This is a genomic window from Aliidiomarina taiwanensis, from assembly GCF_003987015.1.
Taxonomy (GTDB): Bacteria; Pseudomonadota; Gammaproteobacteria; order Enterobacterales; family Alteromonadaceae; genus Aliidiomarina; species Aliidiomarina taiwanensis.
In genome coordinates this window covers 440150-451560 of sequence record NZ_PIPQ01000001.1, presented here as the reverse complement: position 1 = coordinate 451560, position 11411 = coordinate 440150, and the positions used below count along the sequence as shown (strand labels likewise).

At 49.8% G+C, this 11411-nt stretch carries 9 protein-coding genes; all 9 read right to left on the bottom strand.

Features of this window, described 5'->3' with window-relative positions:
- Window positions 1–3: 3 nt before the first annotated feature.
- The 9 genes from argB to CWE15_RS02020 all read right to left on the bottom strand — a co-directional run bounded on the left by argB (window position 4) and on the right by CWE15_RS02020 (window position 11392).
- Entirely contained in the window at window positions 4–807 is an 804-nt protein-coding gene (argB, locus tag CWE15_RS02060) for an acetylglutamate kinase (protein ID WP_126756388.1), read from the bottom strand.
- Entirely contained in the window at window positions 804–1805 is a 1002-nt protein-coding gene (gene argC / locus CWE15_RS02055; RefSeq protein ID WP_126756387.1) for an N-acetyl-gamma-glutamyl-phosphate reductase, read from the bottom strand. Before argC ends, argB begins: the two co-directional genes overlap by 4 nt.
- 114 nt (window positions 1806–1919) lie before the next feature.
- On the bottom strand, window positions 1920–2492 hold the full coding sequence (locus CWE15_RS02050) for a hypothetical protein (protein ID WP_126756842.1): 573 nt from the start codon (window positions 2490–2492) through the stop codon (window positions 1920–1922).
- Between the two features lie 77 nt (window positions 2493–2569).
- Window positions 2570–3094, bottom strand: coding sequence for a M48 family metallopeptidase (locus CWE15_RS02045; RefSeq protein WP_126756386.1), 525 nt, complete (start codon window positions 3092–3094; stop codon window positions 2570–2572).
- An 11-nt stretch (window positions 3095–3105) separates the two neighbouring features.
- Window positions 3106–5253 (bottom strand): prolyl oligopeptidase family serine peptidase, encoded by a 2148-nt coding sequence (locus CWE15_RS02040; protein WP_126756385.1) that lies wholly within the window; start codon window positions 5251–5253, stop codon window positions 3106–3108.
- Window positions 5254–5339: 86 nt separating this feature from the next.
- Window positions 5340–8420, bottom strand: a complete 3081-nt coding sequence (locus CWE15_RS02035; RefSeq protein ID WP_126756384.1) for an AAA family ATPase — start codon at window positions 8418–8420, stop codon at window positions 5340–5342.
- The gene (locus CWE15_RS02030) at window positions 8417–9577 is read right to left on the bottom strand and encodes an exonuclease SbcCD subunit D (protein ID WP_126756383.1); all 1161 of its coding nucleotides are present in this window, start codon (window positions 9575–9577) and stop codon (window positions 8417–8419) included. The genes CWE15_RS02035 and CWE15_RS02030 overlap by 4 nt, the downstream gene beginning before the upstream one ends.
- Window positions 9578–9664: 87 nt before the next feature.
- Window positions 9665–10606: an alpha/beta fold hydrolase gene (locus CWE15_RS02025; protein ID WP_126756382.1), complete on the bottom strand. Its 942-nt coding sequence runs from the start codon at window positions 10604–10606 to the stop codon at window positions 9665–9667.
- 33 nt (window positions 10607–10639) lie between these two features.
- On the bottom strand, window positions 10640–11392 hold the full coding sequence (locus CWE15_RS02020) for an SDR family oxidoreductase (RefSeq protein ID WP_126756381.1): 753 nt from the start codon (window positions 11390–11392) through the stop codon (window positions 10640–10642).
- Between the last annotated feature and the right edge of the window lie 19 nt (window positions 11393–11411).

Sequence of the window (11411 nt, the reverse complement as noted above, 5' to 3'; positions counted from 1 at the left end):
TAATTAAGAAAGAATACGGGTTCCAATTGACTGACCTTGTAATAAAGCGACCACTTGTTGCGGGTTTTCCCAGCTGGTGATCGCGGTGGTTCGTCGACAACGGGAAGCCGCTTCTAGCGCAGCCTGTAGCTTGATGTACATGCCACCTTGGACAAAGTCTTGGGCGAGTAAGGCGTGGCCCTGGCTATAAGTAATATCTCCGATGGGCTGGCCCTCAGCATCTAACACAGCGGCTACATCACTCAATAAAACCAGCTCTGCTTCCAACACAAAGGCAATAGCCGCGGCAGCTAAGTCCGCATTGACATTGACTAACTGGCCATCGGCTAAACCACCTATCGAACTCACGACAGGCGTTAATTTCCCGGCAAGTAGAACTTGCAAACGCTGCGCATACATGGCTTGTTGATCAGCTATTTTTTGCCAATCAGGAGTCCCTACTTGACCCAGTTCATGCACGGGTAACAGTGGCACACAGGCAGCGTCGAGCAAGCTTAAACCAAGAGCGTCGATTCCCGCTGTTTGCGCGACACTTACCAGTGCTTTATTGCTGTATCCGGCCAATGCACCAGTCACGACAGGCATTTGTTCTGCGGGTGTGACCCGTTGCCCATGGCGTTTCTCGGTGGAGCAGCCCATATTGCATAACCATTCATCCACCAAGGCACCGCCACCATGCACTAGTACCCAGGGCCGCTGCCCTAAGGCTGCCTGTACCTGCTCCAACAAGCTCAGCAAGGTGCTTGGTTGTGCAAGAGCAGCACCACCTAACTTAATAACAGTAGGCTTTTCTTGCGCTTTGTTCATGGCAGTAGCCCTGCATAAGCATTCAAACCAAACACTTGGTTTGCAGCCTGCATAGCTTGCCCTGCTGCCCCCATCACTAAATTATCGATGGCTACGGTAATGACGGCTGTCGATTCTTTTTGGGCCACATGGAGATGGGCAAAAGGTGTATGCGCAACATGGTTCACAGCAGGTGGTGCAGGCACAACTTGCACCAACACATGCTCAGCGTATTGAGCTTGAAAATGGGCCTGTAAGTTTGTTACTGCGCCCTGCTCTGTAAGGGTTACCGTGCAGACCGCCAAAATACCCCGGGCATAGGGCCCAAGCACAGGCGTAAAGACAACGTCGCAACCCAGTTGCTGGCTTATTTCCGGCTGATGCCGGTGCTGCAACACACCATAAGCTTTCATGCTCACTTCACAAAAAGACGTAGCAGGGTTAGCACCTCTGCCTGCACCACTCACGCCACTAATGGCTGTGATTACAGGAGTGCCTTGAATAAAGCCCGCATCTACGAGTGGTTTCAACGCTAATAAAGACGCAGTGGGATAACACCCTGGAATGGCATACACAGAGTGTTCTGCTTGCGCGCTATACCAGGGCATCAGCATGTATTGAGCTTGGGCTAAAAGCGTTGGCGCAGGGTGTTCAAAGCCATAAGCTTGCGCAAAGTCACACGCATTGTGGAAACGAAAAGCCCCCGAAAGGTCGAATACCTGGATACCACGGGCAAGTAAGGCAGGCGCAATGTCTGCGCTTGCAGCATGAGGTAATGCTAGGAAAGCAGCCTGCACCGACACATGGTCCAGCTGGGCCATGTCCCAAGGCTCTATCATTAAAGAGGAATGTGCAGCTAGCTGTGGTGCAAGTTCGCGCCAGCGAATAGCTTCACGTTCAGCCGAGCCAAACGCTTTCACTACAGAGAAATGTGGATTTTTATGCAAAAGCGCTAATAACTCAGAGCCTGCATAACCGGTTGCACCAAGTACAACACATTGAATAACACCTGAACTCACAAAAACAGCCTTTCGTTACCTTTACTGGAATAAGCAAAGAATAACGAAAAGCTGGAATCACCGCAATAGAAAAATGCGTATTTATGCGATTATTTTGAATTATTAAATAACCCGTTAGTCAGCGTAGCCCCAAGGTGTTGGTGGAGTAGCTACCGGCTTCGTTAAGTCGAACTCCACGCGAAACTCACGCCCTTCACGAATAAGACGGTAGGTAAACACCTCGGGATAGATATACATTTGCCACACATTTGTATTAGACACAGCTAAGCCCAACTCAACAAAGTGTTCCTTTGAATAGGCATCGGCCGGGAAGGACTGCACGCGATCGTAACCAGCATCCACCGTATGCCCGCCGTACATCGTCAGCGCGTCATAGGTTCCATCAGCATTTCTATGGTCGTGCTTTAAGCTAATACCCGAACCCGTTTTGGTTAAAATCCAGGTGCGTGAGTGGTTATCTCCCACATGAAATGGAATTTGTAGCTCCGTTTCTGAACACTTGCGCACGTGCATAATCAAAGGCCCTTCAAAGCCAGACGAAGCTGGGTTGTTCATCGCAACCTTACCTTCGTAAGACTTTCCGCAGTGCGCCCGCAGGTGATCAAAGAAAGCGTCGTGGGTTTTAATAGAAACCTGTGGTGCAGGTAGCACAACACTAGCCTGTACAGGCGCTGTCGCACCTGCCATGAAAGCAAGCGTTCCCGCTACCAATACAACTGCCTTTTTCATTTTTACTCTCCTCATCTGCACGCCTCAGTGCATTGTTATAAAGTAATGCTCTCTAGTTTAGCTTCTCGTTCTCGCCAGTCTGGGAGCATTTTTTCTACCCAAGTGTAAAAACGCTTATTGTGATAGCGCTCATGTAGGTGCACCAGCTCATGCACTACCACATACTCTAAAAGCGCATCATCTAAAGCGCCCAACACTAAATTTAAGTTTATTCGGCCCGTTTTGATATTACAGCTGCCCCACCGAGTTTTCATTTTTCGCACTCGCCAGCCCGTGCAAACCACCCCTAACTGCGTTTGCCAATATGCAATGAGTGCAGGCACGCGTGTAGTTAAAATGGCACGGCAAGCGGCTTCATCTATTTCCAAAGGTGGGGGTAATTGTTCTATACGAGCTTGCTGCTGGCACACCCAGTCGGCCTTGTCGGCAACAAAGGCCTCGATAAAATGCAACGGCACCCCGTGGGGTGCCGACACTTTTACTACGCCATGGGGCGGAACCACCCGCAAACGAATCGACTTCATGCGTTTACGGGTTAATTCAAACCGAACAGCTGTCATAACGTGCTAATTTATTCAGTGGTCAGCTGGTTATAGCCCATGTTGTAGAGGCTAAAGCTGAGAATATCGGCGGCTCTGTCTATAAGCATAGACGTAGGCATACCGGCACCATGTCCCGCATTCACATCAATCCGAATAAGCTGTGGGTGAACGCCTGCGTCTTTGGCCTGGAGCTCCGCAGCAAACTTGAAAGAATGTGCTGGTACCACTCGGTCATCGTGGTCTGCTGTGGTTATCATGGTGGCTGGGTAAGCCACGCCCTCTTTCACATTATGAACCGGCGAGTAGTTTAGTAAGTATTTAAACATATCTTCACTTTGTTCCGAGGTGCCGTAGTCAAAGGCCCAGCCTGCACCGGCAGTAAAGGTGTGGTAACGCAGCATATCCAGCACCCCTACAGCAGGTAAAGCAACGCGAGCTAAGTCTGGTCGCTGGGTCATCACAGCACCCACCAGCAAGCCACCGTTGGAGCCACCACGCAGGGCCAACTTGTCACTGCTGGTATACCCTTCGGCAATCAGGTATTCACCTGCTGCAATAAAGTCGTCAAACACATTTTGCTTGTTCTGCTGTGTCCCTGCTTCGTGCCAAGCGCGACCATATTCGCCACCGCCACGAATATTAGGCACCGCATACACCCCTCCAAGTTCCATCCAAACCGCATTCACGACACTGAAGGAAGGCGTTAAACTCACGTTAAAGCCACCGTAACCATATAAAATAGTCGGGTTCGAGCCGTCGCGCTCAAGCCCTTTTTTGTAGCTGATAATCATGGGCACTTGGGTGCCGTCTTTTGAGGTGTAAAAAACCTGCTCTGAAACGAAGTCGTCGGCATTAAACTGCGCACCCGACTTAAAGTATAAGCTCGACTCGCCCGCGTCTGGGTCGAACGCATAAATGCTCGACGCATTAATGTAGTTGGTAAAAGAGAAGTATAAGGTGTCTGCGTCTTTCTTACCGCTAAAGCCACTGACAGTCCCTACCCCTGGTAGCTCAATATCACGCACTAATTCGCCTGCGTAACTGTATTGCTTCACTTGCGAGATAGCGTCTTTCATATAGCGAGCAAATAAGTAGCCAGCACCATAGCTTACGTTTAGAACCTGTTCTGTTTCCGCAATCACGTCTTTCCAGTTCTCTGGCTGCGGAGCTGCTGCATCCACTTGAATTAAGCGGCGATTCGGCGCATCCAGGTTAGTGGCTAACAATAAGGTGCTACCTTGATTGGTTACCGGCGTAGTGGACGAGTCTTCATTGTCGACTATTGCTACAAAGGAGCTGTCGCTTACGGTTAAGTCTTTTATGAATAGCTTATTACCAGAGGTTGTGTTCGCAGCTGAAACAAACAAATACTTGTCGTCATCTGACACGCCAGCACCCACATAGCGATGCTTTTCACCTTCTGCAAGGCCAAACACCACCTGGTCTTCCGACTGCGGAGTTTCTAGCTTGTGGTAATACAGCTTATGTTGATCTGTCATTTCCGAGAGGTAGCTACCGTCTGGTCGGTCATAGCTGGAGTAATAAAAACCTTCGTTTTTATACCAGGAAATGCCACTAAACTTCACGTCGACCAAAGGCTCTCCAATCAGAGCTTTGGTTTCTACATCCATCACATACACAGTGCGCCAGTCGCTACCGCCTGTAGACGTTGCATAGGCCGCTAAGGAGCCATCTCGTGAAAAGCTGAGTGTTGCTAACGAGGTCGTGCCGTCGTCACTAAAAGTATTCGGATCTAAAAACACCTCAGGCTCGCCACCGTCTTTTTGTCGGTACACCACAAACTGGTTTTGTAGGCCATCGTTTTTATAAAAGTAGGTGTACTCTCCCTCCACAAAAGGAGCGCCTACCCGTTCAAAGTTCCAAGCTTGGGCAAGCTTTTCACGGATGTCCGCACGAAATGGTATTTGCTCTAAAAAGTCAAAGGTCACTTTATTTTGCGCTTGAACCCAAGCCGCTGTTTCTTGACTCGTGTCGTCTTCTAGCCAGCGGTATGGGTCCGCCACCTGTGTACCAAAGTAGGTGTCTACCTGGGTACCCTGTTTTGTTTCTGGGTAACTCACTTGTTCTCCATAGTGGGCTGTTTGGGCTGTTGTTGTGGGTTCGCTACTGCACGCTGTTACAAGCGCAAGTGCGGCAAGGGGTACTAAAACACGCATGCTTGCTTCCTTTGTTATTTTTTGAGATACAACCTGAAAAATACGAACTGCTAAGATACCGTTAAAATAGGTACTGCACAAACAAACTAGGCATTACACATTTTTATTGTGCTTCCCTGCGGGGTGCGGAGCACGTCAATTCGTTGTGGTAAACGCTCTTTTAACTCCCGCACATGGGAGATAATGCCAATGGTGCGGCCCGAGTCACGCAAGTGGGTCAGCACTTCAATGGCCGAGTCCAAGGCGTCTTCGTCAAGGCTACCGAAGCCTTCGTCAATAAACAGTGTGTCTAAACGAATCCCCCCGGCGTAACTTTGCACTACCTCCGACATGCCCAGCGCTAAAGCCATGGCAGCCATAAAGCTTTCACCTCCGGATAGTGTGTTTACAGGCCTTGAGCGCCCCGTATAGCTGTCATCAACCACGAGATCAAGCCCACCTGTTGCGCGTAAGTTGCTTTGCTCTTCCGCTCGACGCAGATTAAAGCGACTGCCTGACATTTTAACTAAACGATGAGAAGCCTCTTGCAGTACATCCTCTAACAACACACTGAGAACAAAGCGGTGCAAGCTCATACGCAACGGGTTGTCGCCTCGCACTGCGCTCGTTAAAGTACCCAGGGTTTTATGGCGCGTTAACACAGCTTCGCTTTGCTGGCTCATGTCGGTGATTTGTTGATGCGTGCTACGTAACGCTTCATATTCAGTGGTGAGCTTTTGCAGCTGCGCTAGGGCTTCATCTTCTGCTTTTTTAGCGAACGCCTCCGCTTCCTCTAGTGCCGCTAAGTCTGGCCGCACCTGCTCCTTTAGCTCAGCCTGCAGTGCTGTCCGTTGCTCTTGTACATGATGACACTCCGTTTCGTACTGCTGAACCTCTTGCTGCCAGTTTGGCAGCTGCTCGCCATTGGATGAGTCCACCAAAAAGTCTGCTTCCGTCGCAAAAGAGCTTTGTCGCAAACGTTGCTGCCACTCGTTGTCAGCACCTTGCAAGTCTTCTTGTGTCTGAGCCAGTTGAGCTTGCAACCCTTGTGCCTGCTCCTCCGCACGCGACACTCGCACATAGGCCGCTTGCATTGTCTCTTGGGCGGCCTTCAAATCGTCTTGGGCTTTCTGATAGTCAGTCTGTAGCGCTTTGTACTGGGCTGTAAGGGCTTCGACATCCGCCGGTTGCCCTGCTAGCTCACGTTGTTGCCGCTGCAGCGCTGCTTCGGCTACAGCCACTTGTTCTCGTATCGCACTGAAGGTCGCAAGTCGTTTTTGCTCCTGCTCTTGCAGCCCTTCCTGCTCTGTTTGCGCTTGTGTGTACTCTCGACGTAACTTTGTGAGCTGCTGCCGTTGCAGCTCCTGCTGATTTTGCTCCGCCGTTAGTTTGGCCAGTTGCGCTGTTATATCGGCTACGGTCCATGCCGCGGCTTCTGCTAACTCGCTTTGAAGATCTTGTACCTGGCTTTGAGTATACGCCAATGCCTGTTGCGCCTTCTGATATGCTACTTTTGCGTCTTGCTGGTTACTACGCAGTTTTTCTAGGTTATCTTCGGCAGCGGCTATTTCGTTATCACTCACAATGTCAAAATGGCCAGCTAAGTGAGCCGGCGCTGGGTGTTCTTTACTCCCACACACAACACAAGGCTGCTGCTCTTCTAGCTCTTGAGACAGCCGGTAGGCTTGCCCTAAATGCCACTGTTTGCGTAGCGCTTTAAAGGCTGTTTCTGCCTGCACATACTCGTCAACAGTGTGCTCTAACCGTTGCTTCTCCTTAGCTTCTTGCTCCTTTTGCACTTCCAACTGAGCGGTCAATTCTTCTACTTGTTGCAGCAGGCGTAATTGATTTTTCCGCGTAAAAAGAACTTGTTCCAGCGACTGGAAAGCATCCACTTGCTGTTGCAGTTGGTCAATTACTTTTGCCAGCTGTTGGGTCTTTGCCGTCGTGGCTTGAACACTGGTTTGTGCCTGTTCATAGGCTTGTTGGGCTTGCACTTGCTTCGTTTGTAATTGGTCGAACTGCCGTTGCTGTTGCTGTAATTCAGTAGCGGTTTTAATGGCATGCTCTAGTTTTGTCAGTTGCGCGGGCGCATCAGCGAAGCGGGTATGTGTTTGCTGGGCTTGGATTAAAGTTGCTTGGGCTTCATCACTCAAACGTTTATGCTCTGCAAGAGTCTTCTGAGCCTGTTCAAGCTGACCTTTAAGCTGTTCTGCCTGCTTTTGTAAACGTTTTCTTTCACGGAAGATTGGTGCTATAGCCATGGCTTCTTGCACGGAAACAATACGCTGTTTTAATGTAGCAATATGCTCTTCAGAAGCCTGTAACTGCTGCTGCTTTTGCTCGTAGGTAGCCAGCTGAGAAAACTTCTGCTGTACGTGTTTTCCCTGCGCACACGCAAGACTTGCTTGCTCCGCCCTTACACGGCTATGTTCATGTGCTTGCTTAGCTTCAGCAAGTGGCTCTTGCCGTTCCGCCATGGCCGAAGCCAACGCTTCTTCTGAGTCCAGCTGAACACGAGCCAGCGCGTCTGTAATGCGTTGCTGCAGCTGCTTGTAGCTCTGCTCCAAAGCTCTGTTTTGCTCTTTCAGCTTGTCTTCAATCAACTGATATCTTTCTGTTTTAAACAGGCTGGCCAGCACCTCTTCCCGCTCGTTTGACTTCGCTGTGAGCACGTCCCGGAACTTCCCCTGGGGTAGAACCACCACTTGTCGAAACTGTTTGTCATCTAGACCTATGAGGTGGCGAATGTAGGTGCTGATTTCTGAAACTCGGCGGGCTTCTATCAGTTTTTGGGGCCAGTCAACTGCAGGGACCCCCGCCTCTTTCGTTAACTCCCAGAGCTCACCCGTGGCTTGGCGTTTTACTAGGCCCTCGCCCCGTGCTTTCGCATTGAGCTGTGTCGGTAAGCGCAAAACACGATAATACCGCCCGGCCAATTCAAAGATAAATTCGACCTCTGTTTTGGTGTCTGGGTCTGCATGATCACAGCGCATACTTTCTGCGCCCCTATCCCCGGTTGTTTCCCCGTATAAAGCGAAACTGATGGCGTCAAGTAAGGTTGTTTTTCCTGCTCCAGTTGGCCCATTAATAAGAAATAACGGGTCTTGACCAAAAGCCGTGAAGTCCACTTTTTGTTCATCAGCAAAAGGACCAAAAGCTTGCATTCGAAGGTAAATAGGCTTCACTGTTGCTCCTCCTGATGGTTTAACTCAGATATCACTTGAAGAGCAATGTCACGTTGTTCTGTGGTTAATTCTTCCCCTGTCACTTGCTGGTAAAAGTCACTTAGCATATCAACTGGGGTGCGTTCTAAATGCTCGCGAGCGTTGGGCTTGTTTGCTCGCTCCTGGCTTTGAAAGCGCGCTTTATTAAGGTCCATCAAGTTTGGGTATACTTGCCGCAAACGGGCGAATGCATCAAGCACAGCTTCTGTGTTTGTGAGCTCCGCCATAATATAGTCATGGGCGGCTGGGTCTTGTTTACCTGCGGCCAATAGTTCTTGCATGGAGCCTGTCACCACCCGTACATTGCGCTTGGCCTGCAATGGCACCAAGCGAACACCCGCATAGCCCTTTTGATCAAGCTCCACTATGGTGACACTTTTCTTTTGTTGATGTTCAGAAAAGCTATATTTCAAAATCGAACCACTGTATCGAATCCACTCCTCTCCCTTATATTGCGGTTGATGCAAATGGCCAAGGGCAACATAATCAAAGGCACGAAACGTCATCGGGTCGACTTTGTCTGCCCCACCAATGGACAAGGGCCGCTCGGAGTCTGACTCAGCACCACCGTCTAAATAGCAATGGCTAACTAACACATGGCGCGCTTGCTCCAAACCTAGGGCCTGTTGTTGCTCTTGAATATCTTGCACCAAGCGCTCATGAGCGGTTTGGTAGTCTTTAATCGCTTCTCCATAAAAGTCTGCTACCTGAGCTGGGTCGTTATAAGGCATACACCAGATAGCTACAGGCCCATGCTGGTCTTCAAAAAGCACAGGCGTTTGCATTTGCTCGAACGAGGACACTATGGTTAAGCCTGCATTACGGAGCTGACGCGCCCCAAAACCCAGCCGTTCGGCACCATCATGATTACCAGAAATCATAATCACCGGAATACCATGTTCGCTTAGTAGCGTGTGAAGTGTTTCGTCCAATAAGCGCACGGCATCGGCAGGAGGAACCGAGCGGTCATAGACATCTCCGGCAACCACAATAGCATTGACCTGTTCGGCTGCCGCCGTCGCCACAATTTGCTTTAGAACATGCGCTTGATCAGGCAGTAATGAGTGCTGATGAAAATATCGGCCTAAATGCCAGTCGGATGTATGCAATAACTTCATAGCCGCCACTCCAAAATAAAAATAGTGCGCCAAGTATAACCATAGGGTGCGACAATAACTGTCGCACCCTATGGCGGATCTAATTGTTTAAAGGCTTTTAAGGAAGGTCGTTAAAGCGGCGTTAAACAGGTCGCTTTGCTCTAAATGAGGCGTATGTCCAGCCCCTTCAAATACCACAAAGTTCTGTTCGGACACATGAGCGTCGCGGCGCACAGCTTCATTTTGACTAAACGGAACTGTGGTGTCGGCGGTTCCCCATGCCAACCACACGGGCACCCCTGCGGCTGCAACTTCGCGGTAATACTGCGGGTGATTATCCGGGCTGAAGTGATACAAACTTGAAGTCAGAGCGCGGGTAAACCCACGAATTTGTTTCTGTTGCTGATAACTTTCTTGCAGGGCCTGCTTAGTACTCTCCGCAAAGTTATTTTCTTCCAAGGACTTAGCAATGGCCGGCACATAAAATGCTGAAAGCATATAGTAACCAAGGCCAGCTGGAATGCCTAAAGGAGGAATGGGTTGATGCAAAGGGGCCACGAGGCTTAAGCTATGAAACCGTTCCGGGTGATGGGCAACGGTTCGAGCAGCCACCGCCCCTCCCATAGACAAGCCAACCAAATGCACAGGCTGCTGTATGGATAAAGCGTCCAGTAGCTCTATGAGCTGTCCTTCAAATAAGGAACCAATATAAGGGACGTCCGGCCGCGCGGAATAACCACGCCCAAATAAATCGTATTGAATGACATAAAAACCTTCGGCTGCTAGGTAAGCGCCTGTTTCACCCCAAACGCTGGCGGGTATACTAAAACCATGCACTAACACCACCACAGGTGCACCTGGGCTGCCAAAGGCTTGGTAATGGGTTAAGCCTGCTTCAAGCTCCACATAGTGCCCAGGGGCTTGCGCTTGGACCTGCTCCGTTAGGCTGGTGTTTTCATCAAAGGAACTCCAATGCAACACGAGCACCCACAACATCACCCCAACCAGTAGGGTAAAAAGAATAATTGCTATCCAGCGAATTGCTTTCATTTATACCTAATCCTTAACCTTTAGTGCTCATCACTAGCCTAGTTTCATCACCACTTTCAGTGGCAAACGCTTCATTAAAAACCCCATTATAGTCCATGGCCAGCTTGGCACATAGGCTTGTGGCTTTTCCTTTTCTATGGCCCGCACCATAGCTTGTACACCTGGCACTGTGTCCACCATAAAAGGCGTGTTTTTTACTTTTTCATTCAATTCGGAACGGATAAACCCGGGCATAATGCAACTGACCTTAATGGGGCTTTTCGCCCGCAACAAGTCGGCTCGAATACCTTCCGTTAAATTCACCAAGCCCGCTTTACTGGCAGCATAAGCTGTCATAGCTCGGGGCATACCGCGCAGAGCACTCATGGAGGAGATGGTCACTAAATGCCCGCTCTGCTGTGCTCGGAAAATTTCTAAAGCCGCTTCACATTGAGCAAGCGCAGCCACCAAGTTGGTTTCTATGGTTGCCTTGTTGTATTGAAACAGCCCCGTGCCCAAAGAGCCTCCTTTACCCATGCCTGCGTTCACTATTACTCTGTCTAGGTGTTCAAACTCTTCTTTAAACGCTGCAAAGACACGAAATACAGCGTCGCTGTCCGTCACGTCTAAGGCCTTTAGGGTTACTTTTACGCTTGGGTTGCTGGCTTGAATATCACGCTTTAACTCTTCTAAACGTTCAACACGGCGCGCGCATAAGGCCAAGTTATACCCTTTTGCGGCAAATTGACGGGCCATCTCAGCACCTAGTCCAGAACTGGCTCCCGTAATTAAAATTGTCTTTGCCATCTTTCCTCCTTTCTTCAGG

Coding starts and splice junctions, on each gene's coding strand:
- argB (WP_126756388.1), bottom strand. CDS start 807: ATGAACAAAGCGCAAGAAAAGCCTACTGTTATTAAGTTAGGTGGTGCT.
- CWE15_RS02050 (WP_126756842.1), bottom strand. CDS start 2,492: ATGGCAGGTGCGACAGCGCCTGTACAGGCTAGTGTTGTGCTACCTGCA.
- CWE15_RS02045 (WP_126756386.1), bottom strand. CDS start 3,094: ATGACAGCTGTTCGGTTTGAATTAACCCGTAAACGCATGAAGTCGATT.
- CWE15_RS02040 (WP_126756385.1), bottom strand. CDS start 5,253: ATGCGTGTTTTAGTACCCCTTGCCGCACTTGCGCTTGTAACAGCGTGC.
- CWE15_RS02030 (WP_126756383.1), bottom strand. CDS start 9,577: ATGAAGTTATTGCATACATCCGACTGGCATTTAGGCCGATATTTTCAT.
- CWE15_RS02025 (WP_126756382.1), bottom strand. CDS start 10,606: ATGAAAGCAATTCGCTGGATAGCAATTATTCTTTTTACCCTACTGGTT.
- CWE15_RS02020 (WP_126756381.1), bottom strand. CDS start 11,392: ATGGCAAAGACAATTTTAATTACGGGAGCCAGTTCTGGACTAGGTGCT.